This is a genomic window from Chromobacterium aquaticum (assembly GCF_021129195.1).
GTDB lineage: Bacteria > Pseudomonadota > Gammaproteobacteria > Burkholderiales > Chromobacteriaceae > Chromobacterium > Chromobacterium aquaticum.
Window position 1 is genome coordinate 1 of the sequence record NZ_JAJOHW010000132.1, and the last position, 17,605, is coordinate 17,605.

A 17,605-nucleotide genomic window follows, 5' to 3' on the forward strand; every position below is an offset into this window, starting at 1 on the left:
ATCGTAAACAGCTTCTAAGCCGACTGGGTTCTGGCGGTGATCATCAAAGGCAGTGTCGCCGGAACGGCGGCGCTGCCTTTTTGCTTGGCCGCCGCGCCGGCGTCGCGGCCGGAAAATCCGTGGTTGACATTGAAGCGAACTTGAAGCTTAGCATGGCGCTTGCCATCACCAGCCTAAGAGCCTGTTTTCGCCTTGTCTCGCCCTTGCTCGCGAGACATTGAACAGGCTCTAGGCGGAAGGCATGGCGGAATGTTCTATTCTTCACAGGGTGTCGCCCATGCTGACTTTCAAGAGATTTGCCTTATTCGCCATGTCGCCATTGATGATGAAAACCGCCGCGGCCGAATCGGCGCCGGCGTCAGCCGCCCGCCTTGGCAAGGTGCTGTTGGTCATGACCAGCCACGGCCATTATCCGGACAGAAACGATGGCACCGGACTGTGGCTCGCCGAGTTGACCCATGTCTACGATGTGCTGACGGCCGCCGGCTACGCGGTGGATTTCGTCAGCCCCAAGGGCGGCGCGGTGCCGCTGGATCCTCGCAGCCTGGGCTGGCCCCATGCCGATGCCGCGGCGAAAGCGCGCTTGCGCGACCCGGTCTTCATGGCGCGGCTGCAAGCGACAAGAGCGGCGGCGGACATCGATCCGGATGCCTATCTGGCCATCTTCTACACCGGAGGCCACGGCACGATGTGGGACTTCCGCGACAATCAGGCGCTCAAGCGAGCGGCGGAAAGCATCTATCGTCATGGCGGCATTGTGGCCTCGGTCTGCCATGGCGCGGCCGGGCTGCTGGAGCTTGAGGCGGACGACGGCAGGCCATTGATTGCAGGCCGCCGCGTGACCGGATTTTCCAATCTCGAAGAAACGCTGTCCGGGGTCAAGGACCAAGTGCCCTATTGGCTGCAGAGCGAACTGGAAGCCCGAGGCGCGCGCTACGAAAAGTCATGGCTGCCCTTCGGCAGCTTCGTGTTGACCGATGGCCGTATCGTCACCGGCCAGAACCCCGGCTCCAGCAAGGAAGTGGCGCGGGCCTTGCTGGCCGCCTTGCCGGCGGCACACTCGCGGCAAGCTGACGGTCAGCCAGGCCTGGGTCAGGACGCGCATGAAAATCGGTGAACTGGCCAAGCGCGCCGGCATGGCGGCGTCGGCGATTCGCTTCTATGAAGCCAAGGGCTTACTGAAAATCGCCAGCCGGCAGGCGAACGGCTACCGGGATTACCCGCCGGAAGCGGTGACCTTGCTGACCATCATCGGCGATGCCCAGCAGGCCGGTTTCTCGCTGGAGGAAATCAAGCGCCTGCTGCCGGCGGATGTTTCGTCCTGGCGGCATGATGAGCTGATCGCCATCCTCCAGCGCAAGGTGGCGGATATCGAAGCGCTGGAGGCGCGCCTGGCGCACAGCAAGGCGCAGATCCAATCCCTGGTTCAGCTGATCGAGTCCAAGCCGGAAGGCATGGACTGCAAGCTCAATGCCGCGCGGGTGATGGCTGGCCTGGGCCTTGCCGTCGACAAATAGCGCGCGGCCTGGCCGCTGAATCCACGCACCTCATTCCCTACTCAAGACCCCACGAAGCATATGCAAACCATACTTGGAGCCAATGGCCAGATCGCGGTGGAACTCGCCCGCGAGCTGCACGATAACTACCGCAGCGATTTGCGGCTGGTCAGCCGCAATCCGCGTAAAGTCAACGCCAGCGATGCGCTGCTGCCCGCAAACTTGCTGGATGCCGGGCAGACGCGCGAGGCGGTCAGGGGCAGCGATCTGGTCTATTTCACCGCCGGGCTGCCGCCGGACAGCAAGCTGTGGGAGACGCAGTTCCCGCTGATGTTGAAAAACGCGCTGGACGCGTGCCGGGCGGAGGGCGCCAAGTTCGCCTATTTCGACAACACCTATATGTATCCGCAGGACGACAGAATCCTGACGGAGGAAACGCCTTTCGCGCCGATGGGCCGCAAAGGCAGGGTCAGGGCGGCGATGGCCACCATGGTGTTGCAGGAGATGGCGCGCGGCGAGATTCCCGTGCTCATCGGGCGGGCCCCCGAGTTCTACGGGCCGGGCAATACGCAAAGCATCACCAACGCGCTGCTGTTCGACCCGCTCAAGCAGGGCCGCAGGCCGCGCGTGCCGCTGCGCGACGACACCAGAAGAACCCTGATCTGGACGCCGGACGCGAGCCGGGCGCTGGCGGCGCTGGGCAACACGCCGGACGCATTTGGCCAGACCTGGCACTTGCCCTGCTGCGAAGACCGGCCGACCTACGGGCAACTCGCCACCATGGCGTGCGAGGCGTTCGGCAGCGAGGCTGCTTACGCGCTGATCGGCAAATGGACGTTGACCGCCGTCGGCCTATTTTCCAAGCCGGCCAGAGAGATCAGGGAATTGTTGCCCCGCTATGCAAGCGACAATCTGTTCGATTCCAGCAAATTCAAACGCCGCTTCCCCGATTTCCCGGTGACCAGCTACCAAGAAGGCATCCGTTTGATTCGGGCCGAGTTGGCTTGATGGGTGATGAGGCGGGTTTGGGCGTAGACTAGCCGTCCCAGTAAAATACCAACAGGACATTCCATGAGCGCCCTGGGCTTCAGGCAGGTCGATGTCTTCAGTTCCACGCCCCTCAAGGGCAACCCGGTTGCTGTCGTGTTCGACGCCGACGGGCTCGATGAGCGGCAGATGGCGACCTTCGCCAACTGGACCAACCTCAGCGAGACCACCTTTATTCTCCAGCCCAAGGACCCGCGGGCGGACTACCGTCTGCGTATCTTCACCACCCTGCACGAACTGCCGTTCGCCGGTCATCCAACCCTGGGCAGTTGCCACGCCTGGCTGGAGTCCGGCGGCGTGCCACAGGGGGGGAGATCATTCAGGAATGCGCGGTGGGGCTGGTGCGGATCCGCCGCCAGGGGAGGCAGTTGGCTTTCCTGGCGCCGCCCCTGCTGCGCTCCGGTCCGGTGGATGAGGAGCTGCTGGAACGGGTGCGCCTGGGCCTGCGCCTGGCGCCCGAGGCGATCATCGCCGCCCAGTGGGTCGACAACGGCGCCGGCTGGCTGGCGGTGATGCTGGCCAAGCGTCAGCAGGTGCTGGAGCTGCAACCGGACTATCCGGCGCTGAGCGGGCTGGCGGTGGGGGTGATCGCCCGCTGCGACCCGCGGCAAGACGATAGCGACGCCCAGTTCGAGGTGCGGGCCTTCATCTCCGGCGACGGCATGCCCGAAGACCCGGCCACCGGCAGCCTGAACGCCGGCATTGCCCAGTGGTTGCTGGGGGCCGGACTGGCGCCGGCGCGCTACCGCGTCAGCCAGGGGCTGAGCATGGGGCGCGCCGGGTGCATCGAGGTGGAGCAGGTGGGCAATGAGGTGTGGATAGGCGGCAATGCGGTGACCTGCATTGAAGGCCGGCTGATGTTGTAGGCCAAGCCTGCGGGCCTTCGTGGCGTTCTTAGAACCTGTTTACGATCTGCTGCGCGTCGTGGAGCGTTACACGGTGAGTACAAGCTCAAAATGCTCATGTACCACTTGTACATTCCGCTTTTTCGCTCGTTTTCGCCTTGTCTCGCCCTTGCTCGCGAGCCTTTGAACAGACTCTTGGAGCCTGTTCAAAGTCTGCTGCGCGGCGGTGATGCGGCGTTGAAAACAGCTTCGAAATGTTCATGTGCCACTTGCTCATTCCGCTCTCTCAGCGGTTTTCGACTGGCCTTGTTCGAGCTTGCGGGATCAGAGACAGGCTCTTGCCGCAGCACTATGCACGCACGACCGTCACCCCCGCTGTTTCGATCTGTCTCATCAATTCCCGGTCGGCGTCCTTCTCGACGACGATGGTTTGTGCGAGCGTGATCTCACCGATGACGAAAGGCGACGCCGCATTGAGTTTCGACGACGACGCCAGCACGACCGTCTCCGCCGCGCGCGCAGCGAACGCGCGCTTGATCGCGGCTTCCTCAAAATCTCCGGTGCTCAGACCCGCCGTGGGGTGAACACCGGTCACGCCCATGAAGTACCAATCCGCATGGATGCGCGAGATGCCCTCGATCGCGGCGGCGCCGACGGCGACGATCGAATGCTTGTACAGCCGTCCACCTATCAGAATGACTTCGACCGAAGGATGCTCGGCGAGCGCCGTGGCGACGCTTGGGCTATGCGTGACGATCGTCGCCCGCAGATCAGCGGGCAGTGCCTTGACCAGCAAGGCCGAGGTGGTGCCGCCATCAATGATCGCTGTCTGCCCGGGGACGATCATCGCGGCCGCTTGCCGTGCAATCCTTTGCTTGGCGGCCGACTCAATGTCCCGGCGCAGTTCGAACGGTGCGAGCGCAGGAGAAACGGGCAACGCGCCGCCGTGAACGCGTTGCAATAACCCCTCCGAAGCGAGTTCACGCAAGTCCCGGCGAATCGTGTCTTCCGATACGCCGAACTCCACGCTCAACTCGCCGGCGAGCACTTGGCCATCGCGAGCAAGCGCGTCCAGGATGGCTTTCTTACGTTGTGTCGTTAGCATATGTTTGCACGAAATATCTTGATGTTGCACGAGTGTGCACGATACCATCATCGCTATTAGCTGTCGACTGGAGGCGCCATGGCTGCAACGAAAGACCGGGTTCGCATCGTCGAGTCCACCGTACTCTCCGACAATTGGTACACGCTGAAGAAGGTGACGTTCGATTTTCTGCGCCGAGACGGCAGGTGGCAGCGTCAAAGCAGGGAAACATACGATCGCGGCAACGGCGCAACCATCCTGTTGCATTGCCGGCGCACGGGAAATGTCGTGCTCACGCGCCAGTTTCGGATGTCCGTGTTCGTCAACGGACACGACGGCATGTTGATCGAGGCGGCCGCCGGCTTGCTCGACAACGCCACGCCGGAAGAGCGCATACGCCTAGAGGCGGAAGAGGAGACTGGGTACCGCGTGAGCAATATCCGCAAGGTATTTGAGGCTTACATGAGTCCAGGGTCAGTGACCGAGAAGCTCTATTTCTATCTGGGGGACTACGACGCGTCCATGCGCGTAAGCGATGGCGGCGGCATCGAAGACGAGGGCGAGGATCTTGAGGTGCTCGAAATGCCGCTGCGGACCGCTTTGCGCTTGGTCAAAAGCGGCGAGATCGTCGACGGCAAGACGATCATGCTCTTACAGCACCTGGCATTAAGCGAAATCACGGAGGGACGCCAAGCATGAAGCCGCAACGGATTTTGATTGCGGGCCATAGCGCAGTTGAACCAACGGCGATCCGGCTCGCATTGCCTACAACACTTGTAGGGAAGCAAAGTACGTGAAAAAAGAGAGCCTTGTCAGTCAAGGCTCTTTGCATTTGCGTGGCCATGCTGAACAAGGACTGCGGAGCATGGTTACTGCAAAAAAACGACTTATAGGCATGATTAATGAGAAAAGGTCAACAACTGACCGTATTGACTATTTGGGATTGGGGCTGTTAATCGGCCAAAGCAGACCTGCTGGAAACGCGACGCCCCAACAATGAGCCTGTAGCGAGCAAAGCATGACTTGCGGGGCCAGCCTTTATTTGGCCATACGAACAGAGCGGAAAACCTCACTAAGCTGCACTGCAGCCGCTCGCCTATCACCCATGTCAACGAGCCTATCTAGTGCCCGCAGTAGCATCTGCGCCATCTCCAGGGGCATGGGCTGCTGCCGCTCACTGAAGCGCTGAATCAGCCCTGACAACCGGGCCGGCAATTGCGTGCCACGCCATCCAGGTGGTGTTCCTTCTCCGACCAGAAGGTGCTCAAGGTTGTCGACGAAGTGCTGAACTGGGTAGTGCTCGAGGCTGCTTTCGCAAAGGTCCATCCAGGCGCGAGCGACAAAGGTGACAGACCCGTGGGTACGCAATATTGGCTCGAAGACTGGAAGTACAATGCCAACTTCAGACCAGTTGCGGTTAGCAAAGCGAACTGCCCCACCTGCGTACGTGAAGTCTGCAAAGAACAGGTGCTTGACGATGTCGACAATGTCCTGTTCAGAGAGCCCGCCATGGCTCGCGTGATGCCAATCCTCGTAGGCCAGAACGCGCTGCGTGATGACAGACAGTAGTTGCAACGCGGCTTGAGGAATCTCCTTACTGTCCGCAACCTGAGCAATCAGATGATATGTGAACCATTCACCGAAACTCGCAAAGACCTCGTCATTAGTGGCCATCGCAGGTTCCAGGAAACGCCGTGTACCCTCATCTACAGGCAACATTAGTGAGGTTCGAGCCAAAAAGCGGTAGAGATGACGACGCCACTCGAAATAGTCCGGGCCGTAGTTGTCATCAAGGTCTCTGCGGCTTCTCGCCCAAGCAGGTGCAATTCGCTCGATAGTCCACTTGGTCAGCCCCTCGCACCAGTCCAAGAAAGACGCCGCGTGCGCTTGGTCTGCCAGTGCAGCCTCCAAGGGAATGACCTGCAGAACCTTCTCCAGAAGCGAAGTGTCGACGTGTATTGGGTTGACCCGCCACTCGTCATTGACAGTGCGACTACGTCGCCGGCGAGCTTGAACAGCCTCGCCTTCAGTAATAGGCAACCAAGGTTCCGGCCACGCAGGAAAAGTACTAACTACAGGTGCTCCATCTTGGAGACGTTGGAGTTCCTCATTGACGACACCCTGGATTCGTGTGTATTGCCGTGCCTCTGTGTCTCCTTCGGGAACATAGTTCACCTCGACGAGCGCAAGCGCCGTAGCCAGCCACAACGCAGCCCACGCGATGTCTGGATACTTAGGCCAGGCACCCAGTAAGGAACCGAATGCCGCAACTGTGATTTCCTCGTAAGGATGGGCGCACAGCTCCGTGAGGAATGACTGAAGCGTATTGATGTCCCTGTCGTCTTCAATGACCGAGAACAATGCCCCTAGCCCCTTGGTTGCGTAGAGCACCGGATGGTGCATGAGCTTCGCGTTGCGAGTGAAAAACTGTTGCGGTACCTCTGGTGTGCACGCAGCACGAACGCACACTTCAGCGGCCCATTCGATGTGCGCTTCAGCGTTCTCCAGCAAAAGGATTGCAGCTACACCCGCAACGGCCGATTGCCGTTGATGTGCCAACGCTATGTGGTCATGTCCAGAGGCAAAAAGATCTTCAAGATCGAGTGCCTTTGCTTCTGTTGCAGCAACTTCGAGCGTGAGCGACTCCTTAAGTTTGCCTTCATTGAAGTAGGAGTAAGTCCAGTTCAGAAGAGCGAGATAGCGTCCCATCTCGCTGTACTGGGCTTGCATTACCTGAATGTCCTCGCCTATTTCCTTGGGATTCTTGTGGGAGATTACCACCTGGGATTCATCCTGGCTGAGCTCTGCGCGATAGTTCTCTCGCTTGCCAATCTCGGCCCAAATCTCCGCTGTTCTGGCGAGGTCCGAACACACCTCAGCGTTGTTTCGTTGCTCAGAATAGTCAAAGGGCAAGTTCCCCGGAAAGCTTTGGATTGCTACACCCGCTTGCGCGCCTAGTTCTCCTCCCCTGAGCACCATCAGAGTGCCGAGCGAGCGGACGTCCGCACGACGCACCGGCCGTTCGTTGCCTTCCTTCACGGCCAACGCATGAGGCCTGTCCTGCGAATTGGTGAACCCGATGAGGTTCGCCATCTGTCCCATGTCCTCCACTTGGCGCCGAATATCCCAGTGCCAGAGACGTTGGTTCGTCGCAATGGGCAGAGTTATTTCGGAGGTGTGTTGCGCCTGTAGAGCGATAGCTGCAGCAACAGCGAGGGCACCCACGGACCTGTGCCCTTCCAAGACTGCCTTGAGGACGTCATCAACAGGAGTGCCACTCTCAAGCTCACGGAATGCCCACGCCTCAAGAGCCATCCAGCCTGAGTTGACAGTGGATGGCCCGAAGCTTCCACGCGCACCTAAGTAGAGACGGCTATTCCCCCAGAATAGTTGCTTGCCCCACGGGAACTGCATGACGAGCGGAATAGGTGTTCCATCCTTCTCGTAAGAGAGCCTATGCAGTTGCCGCCATGATCGAATGGCATGGTTAGCGACCTCTCGAACCAGTTTCCTGCCCTCATCTGGGGCTTGTTGCAGCAGCGAGTGGAACGGCTCCCTCGTGGGTGCAGCTGGGAAAAAGGAGAAGTGGTCGTCGATGGAGAGATGGTCCCATTCGAAATGACTGACGTGGTGTGGCGCAAAGTAGTCCCTGCCTCGCATTTCCTTCTGTACAACCACGGGGAGGCGCTTGCGCACCACGAACAGAGTGAAATCGACCAAGCCCGCAGGGCAAGCCCGTGAGAGAAGTGGGGCATGTGTGAATACGGACTGAACGGCCTGCCGTGGCATCCGCTCCAGGTGGCATAAATCGCGGAGGTATTGAGTGACCAATGGGCCTTGGGTAAGTGAAGAGTTCAACACCAACGTTCGCAACGCGGACTCAAGTTCGTCCAAGCCATCCTGGCAGTCCTCGATTTCGTCCCAGGCTCCTCGATCTGTCGAAAATTCTTTCTTATGGCGCTGATGCTCAATGTGATACAGCCACGCCAAGCATGTCTTAACAATGCGCACCGAAACCCGATTGCGGTAGTGAGAGAATGCGTTCTGCCAAACCTCGAACGCCGCAACTACGTCCGGAATCACACTCGTTGGCATGTCTTGCGCGTGGTCCAGAAGCCAATCGCAAAAACGAACCCAAGCCGAAACGTCGGAAGGGTGCCCCCACATGTCCGCGTACAGCATGCGCTTAGCAAGGTCGAGGTCTGGAGTGTCTGAGCGCTCAAGAATGGCGGTATTTGGCTTCGTCTTTTCAGCCTGGTACCAGACTACCACCTTGCGGACCCGTACGTGGGCAGTGTCGAACATCGCTCGGTCAAACGCGTCGGAGTACTGCGCGAATGTCTCTAGGGAGAACGGCCCAGCCATCCACGCGCGCAACCATTGGGAGCGAAGTCCCTGACTTGCCTCTAATGTAGCCAAGTGCTTGTCCCAGTTCTCGCCATGTGCAAGCTCCGTCTGAGCGAGCAGCTCAACGACCCGTCCAAGTGCTGGAGGCTCTCCCACTTCGCGAATGACGTCCGGCCAAGAGTCATCCGCTCGGACCAAGTGCTGTAAGAAAGCCCACTCGAAGAATATGTCGTGGGAGAACTGCACGCTGTGTCCGCACCTGACAGGCCGCACAATCCCATCTGCTTCGAGTTCGGCGAGCGCCTGAGCATCGACATCGGCTATGGGAATGCGCCTGCCAAGTTGATGTGCACCTGTCTTGGCCAGTTGTACTAGGGCATTCCTCCTGTAGCCCACCCGCGCGGGGTCTGCGCTATAGCCACCACGCTCCCACCACAGAGCAGCAAGGTCGACCTCAGAGGTGGCATGCACGTTCGACGAGTCAACCTCCTTGGCAAGAACGGCCGCGAAAAAGGGTCGACGAACGACTAACCGAATAGCGTTACTACCGAAAAGCAGTGGTCGAAGGGCTGGCTTGGCTTGCGCGAGTGCTTCAGCTTCTCCGTCGTCGAAAGAGTCTATGGTCAGCGTCCGTACCCCACTTGAGAACAAATGTGCAGGAAGCCAAGTGCGTAACGGCTCCATTCCTGTGTCGCGCACGGTGGCCACGACGCACCATCCCGACAACAACGGCGAGGAGTGGATGGTGTTCAGCAGGTCCAGAAGGATGCCTCGGTGTTCGACTTCAACACGGTCAATACCGTCGATGAACAGAACGCTGCAGCCGGATGCGGAAAGCTCCACCAAGAGCTCTTCCAAGTTGCCGTGCGTCATTCCCGTGGTGGCGGCGTACTGAGCCCACGTATTCCCTTGCAGACGGTCTGACTTTAGGAAGAGGACAGTTCCAGAGGTGGCAAGTTGTTCGACTGCCGAGCGGAGAACGACCGACTTGCCCGTACCGGGCATGCCACCAATCTGCACAAATCCAGGCGACTTTGCAGCTTCGATCACTGCTTGAACGCTGCTGTAGCGAGGCACACTCAAGCCAGAAATGCAGTTCGTGATTTCGGCAGCGGCAAGCCGGCTCTCCTGCTGTATGGCTTGCAGTGCTCCTTGCGCACTCGGTGCCCCAGCAAGCCGGAGTGCGCCGTTTAGGCGAGCGACGAGTGTCTTGCGGTCGTACCCTGCAGCGCGCCCTTGCGAAACACGCACCAACGCCAGTAACCGACGCCACAGGTCGTCAGCGCGAGGGCGGTCCACTGGAGCCAGGGTATTGGCAAGTGCAGAAACTACCTGAGCCTCGGTTGGTGAACCTTCGGTTAGCAAATCTAGGCGTATTAAGACAAAGTGACTTAGTAGTTTGTGGGTGACTGTATCGAGTTCCCCCGGCGCTACCTTGGGCGAGAGGATGTCGCGAACTACCTTGAACTGCGTGAGCTTGTCGCCCGAAGCACCATCGGTCTGCAGCTTACGGGCAAACTGTTCAGAAGAGTTTTCTCCCCGCGCCCATTCACAAAGCGTTTCGAAGCACCTTTTGGCTGCGTCCGAGATTTCTCCTACGATAGCACCTACCCTATCCAACGAAACCTGAAATGCAGCGTCCAACAGCGTTTCGTGAGCTCGCTCAATCGTCTCTCGAAAGTCAGTGTTTGTGTCCGCTGCGCTAATTACCAGCCTGCGCTTGACCTGGGCACTGAAGGTTATCGAGACCTGGTCGGCTCCGGCTGCACGAACGATAAGGTCGTCCAAAGGCTGGCCGAACGAACCTTGCTGCACGGAGACATGTTTGACGACGCGGCCCGGAAGGCCCGGCGCCGTTGTTTCACAGAGCAATGCAGCGGCATATACAGAAGAAACAGCGTCTTCGAAGCTAAATCCTTGGCCGCCAGTCAGTTCAGGCGAAGTTCCTCTTAGTGTTGCTTTCGGTATATCTCGAATCTGAGGCTCGTTGGTGTCGTTTTCCAGCGTCATTTACTACCCTCGTAGCAGTTCTAGTCATGTTGACCGTCAGCCTTGGCCGATCTACTGTCACTTGAAAGGCCCCCTCTTTACGCGATTTCGTGCTGGTGGCAAGGCATCTAGAAAAGTCGGGGCGATTCTCAGCGGCAATTCAACTCAACAGATGGCTAGGTGCCGCATGGTAGCGGCGGGCGGGTATTACCGGGCCAACAATCTGAAATAAAAGTACAGCTGCGACAGCAAAGGCTCGCATCGATCATGTGTATATGACAACGGGGTTCTCTGCGGTCCATTACATCACGGTGGGCGCAGTGGTGAGGTGTTTCGTCGATGAAGAGGACCCTCGGCGTCGACAACACAGGCTTAGAGATCGCAGATGATCCCGCCGCAAGGCGAGCAACATTGCAGACGCTCCATTTATGAAACCTGCAGTCGACGTCCGGGCCAGTTTTGACAAAGTGGGGCGCTTGGCCAGTGACTATGATCCAGTTGTCGCGTTCTCTGGGATTAGAGCGCGCTAGTGCCCGTGTGACCGATGGCTTGTGCAGCGGCTCTCGAGGGAACCCAGGAAAATCGACAACAGGGGAGGGGCGAAGCTCAAGGTCGAGCTGTGCTCCCGTTCGCGCCAGTAGGGCCGCGGCACCGGCAGCAAGCTTGTTGACGTGCGGATCCAAATAGAGTTCGTCCGTCGTCGGGTCCTTTGTGTATTCGAGCAAGGACTCCTCGGATTCCTCAAGCACAGTCAGGAGCATGTTGTCTGCCCCGTGCAGCACCAGAGCGGGATAGACCAATACACGGGGTTTTCGCCCGAAGACAGGTGATCCACTTGCCTCGTAGCTCACGTGAACTGCGTGAAAACATGCAACAACCAAGTCCTTTGTGAGGTAGTTCAAGACCTCGGTAGGCCGCACATTGAAAGGGGTTTCGGCAGCAAGTGCCTTCTTCGATATCAGCGAAAACAATTCGCTGGCCTGAACCTTGAAATTCTGCTTATGAAATATTTTGATCTTGACGTCTTCGACGGGGCCCTCGATGAAGGCCTGTAATGGATCAACGAACACGACGATCCATTGCCCACTTGTGATCACGGCTCTGGGTAGTGTGTGACCATGTCTATCTTTCAGACCTTTAACGTAGCCGCCCACTTGATCGATGTAGGTATGCCATTGCCCCGCCACCGGAGAGTTTTTTGCCTCACCTCCACTTCTCCAATGATTGATTCCTTCACCTAATAGGACAGAGGGGTCAAAAGACTCCTTCTTTCGCGGTTCCAGAAACGCCTTGTCCCAAGCTTTGGCCTCAATGAGTAAGGCTGGAGCATTGGTATCTGCTCTGACGCCAAGATAATCCATGAACGTGGTCGTCTCGCCTTTGAGACGGGCCTCTTCCGCCATGTCCCCACCCAATCCGAGCGACCAACCAAGCAGTTCTACGAGTCCATCCAGAAAGTGAACGCGAGTTGTGTGTTCGTGAGGATTGCCGGCCCCAGCGCCGGCGAACTCGGCGCGCGCGTCTGCAGCAATCGATGCCTCGAAGCAATCGATCAGATCGGCAAATCGTTGGATGAACTCTGCTTCCGTGACTTCGCGAATCACTGGAGCAGCTCTGGTAAACGATAGAGCAGCTTTCTTGCTGACGGCCACCCTGCTTCCATGAAGATCTCGAGGCAGTCTACGAGTGCCTGGCGCCGTAGGTCGTTCCCAAAAATCTCCTTGCAGTCGGCCAAGAAGCTGCTTATCAGTCGCACCATCAATTCGGCGCCCAGCGGCTCGTACTGGTAGCCGCCCTTTGCGCCGCCCCCGCGAATCGCACGCGCGGTCAGATCAAACGCACGCTCCGGGTTCTGCGGGGCCAGAATTTCCACTAATTGCAGGAGTTGGTAAATAGTGTGTGGCTGCGCTTGATCTGCAATGAGGTCGAGCGTAGATGCTATCTCGCCCAAGTAAATCTTGCACCCCGCCTCGTCGATTCCCGTTCCGCCGTTGACGCGACCGGTCGCGAAATAGAGCTGCATGGCCGCCCTGTCGATGAGCTCGACGCACGCTTTCAATCTCGGCACCTGTTCATCGGGAACTGCGACGCCTGGGTCATATGCTGCAAGTGGTCCACTGGCGGCGGCGACGATTCGATGAAGAAGGGTCTGGGCTCGATGCCGAAGGGCCCCTTCCTCTGATTGGCCGGGATGCAGGCCCAGCACGACTGCATCACGAAGCGTAAACAGAATCTTTTCGAGCTGCTTGCTATGCACAGAGGGATCATCCAACCACTTTGACAGGATAGCCTCTACAGAGGCCCTCTCATAACTCACCGAAAGAACCGCAACTAGGTCAACCAGAGAAACCTCAAGATCTGCCTGCTTCGCCGTACCGCTATAACGCCCAAGAAGCGTTAGGATCAGTCGTTCACTTCGTTCGGGCTCGACATGAATGATCCTTCTCAGTACATCGACGACAGAGTCCAAAACTGCAAAGTTGGTTTCTCGTTCCAGACGAAGCTCAAGCCGCTGCCAGAAACCTGCCCGGTCGAGATCCCACAATCGAATGAGATGCAGGACTGATTGAGACCGCGCTGCTGGATGGCGATCACCTAGCAAGCGGTCGATATCCTCCTCAAGTCGTGGGTAAAGATCTGCTCGCTGAAGGCAAACGTCCAGCACTGCCGTTGCGGCCTCAATACGTGCGGCGGGCCCTCCCCAAGACTGGGATTGTTCATACTGAGATTCCGTCTCGTCGGTGACCTCTGGATTGCTAGATGTGGCGGCTATTCGAACGAGCGCAAGATATCGGTCTGTCGGATCAAAGACATCCCTGATAACTAAACGCTCGCCCTGAGCGAGTCGCCCACACCCCTGGCCGATGACGCCTTCGGCGTGCAGACGCAACGCTCCATCCAAGTCCGGAGCCGCTAGGCCGGGAACGATTGCCTCGAGCAACTCGAGCATTCGTGCCGTATCGATTTCGTCGGTCGACGGTTGACCAGGCTTGGCCTCGATGTAGTCCCGAGCCGCCTCAATGGCAGCCATGACGGTAATATTCGACGGTCGATCCCTGTCAAGACTTTCAATCCAGAAAAAGGGATCAGGCTGACCCCAGCCACTTGAGATGCGAAATGGTCGCTCGTTTCGATGGCTGTGCGCTACTAACTCTGCTGATGTGGCGGAAAGGATGGCGCGTGCATTCTCTGTGACAAGCAGATCAGACCCGATGACACTATACAAACGCTGGATCAGGTGTTCTCTGGCCGCCTCCGGGTCGTTGTACCGTTCCATTGAGAAGGTCGTCACCGAAGTTTCGAGGGCTTCCCTCTCAGCGACGCTACGCCGCCCATACCCGCATGCCACGAGGTCGATCGCATCCTTCTGAGTAGCGATATTAGTGAGCCATGCCTCATCTGCCGCGACCGGCCAAAGCTGGTCGATCAAGCTATCGCTGCGCCGCACTGCCGCAAGAAAGAGCCTTGCCCATATTAATGCCCATGCAGATGAAGCCGAAAGCTGCTCTGCAACCAAGAGCGCATCAGGCTCGGGTAACGCAACAAATGCAGGTAGGAACTTTGCGATCAGGGCATCGCCATCGTGGCCATACTCATGATCAGGGTTGTGCGCCCAGATGTGACTTAGATCGGTTTTGAGTTGAAAAGTCCTGAAATTGATCATCCTAGTGATAACTTCGCGCTCTGGTGGCTTGTGCTCCCTCCGAATGTAGTGGTCTACCGACTCCACAAACGCCTGGGTAGCTGCTTGAGGGTGATTCTGCAGAAACGTTGGGAAGAACTCGCACAGAGAGTACAGCGCCATGCCGTAGTCCTGCTTGGAGTTCGATGTCAGAGATAGAATCCGACTTCGTCCCCCCATGCTGGTAGTGATATCGTCTTTGACCGTACCTGCATATGTGCTTGAATACACGGCCGCAGCGAATTGTGGATCTACATCGGCCAGTGTGGAAATCTCACGGCACAACGCAGGAACGTCCTCCCAGTTGTGTGCATCGGCCCGCTCAGGTTCGAAGATTCGTTCTAAGAGTGCTCGAGACGCTGAAGGCTCAGTCGCATAAGTGGCAACGACATTGGGGATAACTGGCGCGGCATCTATTCTTGACTCAGGATGGTCGAATGTGAATCGCAACAGTGCTCTTGCTGCAAGGCCGACTGCCTCACCTGTTTGAGACGGACGCGCAGTTTTAATCAAGAGGTAAAGCAGCGTCCTCACGGTTGAAGGGGCTCGTTCGACGCTGGCTGCGAGTTCTCCTGCGAGCGAGACCCACGGCATAAGACTCACATCTGGATGGTCCTCTAAGCGCACCGCTAACGAAGACACCACGTGCCACAGTGCCATAGACACTATGTCTCCACCATCTGTGACATGCTTTGCGAGGGTATGAGTGTCTGTAGCATTCTCCGGCAGCTCAGCGCTGAGCCTTCCAGCCACACTGCGCAGGATTGGATCCCCTTCGGGGTTGCCGAGTATTCTTTCGACTGCGGTCCAATAACGCTCGTGATCCGGCTGTGTCCCCCAGAGCTCCTGTAGCAAGAACCCCATCGCTGGGGCAAGCATCAGACCAATCGCCTGAGCTTTCAGGTATTGCACCTTGCCTGAAACCAGCCCATCGACGTCCATAACAAGTCGCGAGGCGGCATAGTCGAACAGAATATGGTGACGGAACTGGATAAAACGCTCGTTCTCAACCTTGGCTAATACGCCCCTTAGAAGGAGCGCGTCCAAGGCATCGGGCGTTGCCGCGGCGATGATATGCGTCTGTACCCGCAACGAGCGGCCATCTACCATCTCCTTAACAACCAGGTGCAAGCAGGCATCTGCACGCGATCCCAATGGCGTCACCCGATGCTCCCAATACATCCTCAGCAGGCCCGCTTGATTAGCTAGCTCACGAAATGCTTCAGCACCCATTCCGGTGTGGAGCAACTCGCCGATGAGACGTGTGTTGAAAGGCACAAGGGCAAGTTGTCGAAGCTTTGTTGGCGCGCCATCAAGGGCTGTGCGAAGTTCTGGCGCTTGGTTCAGTACCTGATTGAACTCTTCCTCCGACCATGGTGGCACGAGCAAATGCTTCACCGTTTGGAATGCGGCATCCAGGTAGTCTGCATTGGCCGGACGGCCTGCGAATAACTCACGGAATCGAATACCCATCCGCAAATCGAACGTCCGTATTGAAGCGACGACTTTCCAGCGTCCCCTCAACGCTAGTACGCGCTCGATCAGTGTTCGGAACGCGGCCTCTCCCTGCCCGCCGCGGGTAGCGTCGAGAGCGTCGACGACGAGCCATCCGGCCGATGGGCTGTCCCAGGCCTCGAGTACTTTGACCAGGTCGTGTTCGAGCTCCAGTTCGTTTTTCAGTCCAACGAGGTCTTGAGCGCTATAGCGGTCGACCGCAAGCTCGACGACGTCCCCATGGCTCCGCAACTCACGAGCCAGCGCATTGATGACCGCGCTCTTGCCTGCACCGGGCTCGCCAATCAAGAGGAGCGATCCTTCTTGGGCAGCGGCTAAGGCGGCTGTCTGGCATTCTCGGGTGATTCGGATGATGCCCTCGGTCCTCTCGATCTGCTCGTAGCGTTCCAAGTCGGCGGCAATTTGCGCCGAGTGTTCCCTAAGCTTGTGGATATCATTTTTGAAGCTCGGCGGTACAGACAGTCGTACTTGTGCATGCATGACGGCTTGCCGCAGCTGAGGTAAGTCACCACCGCTACGCTCGGCCATCCAGCGCTGACTAATCTGTGTCAGCGCGGTGACTAATGGCCGTGCCTGGTCCCGCGTTGTCGCCATTGTTGCCAGTCCATCCATGGTGTTGGCGTATGCGCCAGCCGGATCAAACGTCATCACCCTCACTAGCTGTGCAACGTTCCGAAGCACGGTCGGATTCCATGGCTCGGTCGTGGAGTTGCTCCAGGCCTCCCGCATGCATGTCTCGAATACCTCTATTGCCCTTAGCTGGTCTTGCGTCAGCGCGCTTGGCGATGGCTGCGAGTAAGACCTCAGCGCAGCCGGGAGATCCACACGAATCGTAGCCGGTGCCGAGGGCCCCACTGCCAGCACGAGCCGGTCTCTGGTCGGATCGAGGCGGCGATCCCAAAGCTGTTCACCCTGGCCGTCGCGGCAGGCAAGCCAATGTCGAACGAACTGCTGGACGGTCTTAGCCAACTCGCTATCTACTCCGGCTGACAGGTTCACTTTCGTTTTGGCCTGCACTGCGATGAATCCATCCTCCGACGTTGCCACTAGGATGTCGTCCACTGGCGCTTCGGTCTCAAAGCGAATCCAGACTGGAGCGGCTCCCCCCAATTCCAATACGTGGTCAACGGGAACTTGGGCAAGCAACTGCAGGCCGAAAAGCGCACCCAGCTGGGCCTGAAACCCAATACCCGCTGCTGCTGCTGCGCCTCCACTGGAGATACCTTGAGAACTGGTCGGATGCTGTGAGGGTGCCAAATTGACTCTCTTAAGTTGAATACGATGTATGCCGTTATTCTACAGGCCACACAATATCTCTAGCAAACGAGGGCACCTCAGATCGATTCAGCGGGGGCAAGGTTTACGAGACTCAAAACAGACCTGTTATCGCTAGGAGTTTTCAGGGTGAGTTCTATGTACAACCCTGCATACCCAGGAGAGATGCTACAAGAATGGCCAGCGTGTCTAGAAGGTGCTGCCAGCTGATTTGGTGCGAGACCGACACTCCCCGTTTTCAGTAGAGGGGGGGGGGAGACGTCGGGGATCTTATACAGATTTTTGATTTTGAATGGTATGTTCGATTTGTGTGCAAAGCAGACTA

At 58.0% G+C, this 17,605-nt stretch carries 11 protein-coding genes and 1 pseudogene; 7 read left to right on the forward strand and 5 right to left on the reverse strand.

Annotation, left to right across the window (positions count from 1 at the left end):
• The coding region (locus tag LQT98_RS18905) for a hypothetical protein (RefSeq protein ID WP_231464302.1) at positions 1-221 on the forward strand (221 nt) is incomplete at its 5' end.
• Between the two features lie 40 nt (positions 222-261).
• Here LQT98_RS18905 and LQT98_RS24065 read toward each other — a convergent pair.
• The gene (locus LQT98_RS24065; RefSeq protein WP_269326086.1) at positions 262-393 is read right to left on the reverse strand and encodes a hypothetical protein; all 132 of its coding nucleotides are present in this window, start codon (positions 391-393) and stop codon (positions 262-264) included.
• Here LQT98_RS24065 and LQT98_RS18910 point away from each other — a divergent pair.
• The 4 genes and pseudogenes from LQT98_RS18910 (at position 392) to LQT98_RS18925 (ending at position 3,409) form a co-directional block, all read left to right on the forward strand.
• A complete protein-coding gene (locus LQT98_RS18910) occupies positions 392-1,117 on the forward strand; it encodes a type 1 glutamine amidotransferase domain-containing protein (RefSeq protein WP_231464305.1) in 726 nt (241 codons plus the stop codon). The genes LQT98_RS24065 and LQT98_RS18910 overlap by 2 nt on opposite strands.
• On the forward strand, positions 1,104-1,517 hold the full coding sequence (locus tag LQT98_RS18915) for a MerR family transcriptional regulator (protein ID WP_231464307.1): 414 nt from the start codon (positions 1,104-1,106) through the stop codon (positions 1,515-1,517). Before LQT98_RS18910 ends, LQT98_RS18915 begins: the two co-directional genes overlap by 14 nt.
• A 60-nt stretch (positions 1,518-1,577) precedes the next feature.
• A complete protein-coding gene (locus LQT98_RS18920) occupies positions 1,578-2,504 on the forward strand; it encodes an NAD-dependent epimerase/dehydratase family protein (protein WP_231464308.1) in 927 nt (308 codons plus the stop codon).
• A 63-nt stretch (positions 2,505-2,567) separates the two neighbouring features.
• Positions 2,568-3,409: pseudogene (locus LQT98_RS18925) on the forward strand (PhzF family phenazine biosynthesis protein).
• 328 nt (positions 3,410-3,737) lie between these two features.
• Here the strand turns inward: LQT98_RS18925 and LQT98_RS18930 are convergent.
• Positions 3,738-4,523, reverse strand: coding sequence for a DeoR/GlpR family DNA-binding transcription regulator (locus LQT98_RS18930; protein WP_231464309.1), 786 nt, complete (start codon positions 4,521-4,523; stop codon positions 3,738-3,740).
• 48 nt (positions 4,524-4,571) lie between these two features.
• On the opposite strand from LQT98_RS18930, the gene LQT98_RS18935 reads away from it, so the two are divergent.
• Together LQT98_RS18935 and LQT98_RS18940 are read left to right on the forward strand one after the other, a co-directional pair.
• Positions 4,572-5,171 carry an NUDIX hydrolase gene (locus LQT98_RS18935; protein ID WP_231464311.1) on the forward strand — a complete coding sequence of 200 codons (600 nt, stop codon included), beginning with the start codon at positions 4,572-4,574 and terminating at the stop codon, positions 5,169-5,171.
• A 94-nt stretch (positions 5,172-5,265) separates the two neighbouring features.
• Positions 5,266-5,472, forward strand: a complete 207-nt coding sequence (locus LQT98_RS18940; RefSeq protein WP_231464313.1) for a hypothetical protein — start codon at positions 5,266-5,268, stop codon at positions 5,470-5,472.
• Between the two features lie 38 nt (positions 5,473-5,510).
• On the opposite strand, the gene LQT98_RS18945 is transcribed toward LQT98_RS18940, so the two are convergent.
• The 3 genes from LQT98_RS18945 to LQT98_RS18955 all read right to left on the reverse strand — a co-directional run bounded on the left by LQT98_RS18945 (position 5,511) and on the right by LQT98_RS18955 (position 17,262).
• Positions 5,511-10,829 carry an NACHT domain-containing protein gene (locus tag LQT98_RS18945; RefSeq protein ID WP_231464315.1) on the reverse strand — a complete coding sequence of 1,773 codons (5,319 nt, stop codon included), beginning with the start codon at positions 10,827-10,829 and terminating at the stop codon, positions 5,511-5,513.
• A 155-nt stretch (positions 10,830-10,984) separates the two neighbouring features.
• The gene (locus LQT98_RS18950; RefSeq protein WP_231464316.1) at positions 10,985-12,460 is read right to left on the reverse strand and encodes a hypothetical protein; all 1,476 of its coding nucleotides are present in this window, start codon (positions 12,458-12,460) and stop codon (positions 10,985-10,987) included.
• Positions 12,409-17,262 (reverse strand): zeta toxin family protein, encoded by a 4,854-nt coding sequence (locus LQT98_RS18955; RefSeq protein ID WP_231464319.1) that lies wholly within the window; start codon positions 17,260-17,262, stop codon positions 12,409-12,411. Before LQT98_RS18955 ends, LQT98_RS18950 begins: the two co-directional genes overlap by 52 nt.
• Between the last annotated feature and the right edge of the window lie 343 nt (positions 17,263-17,605).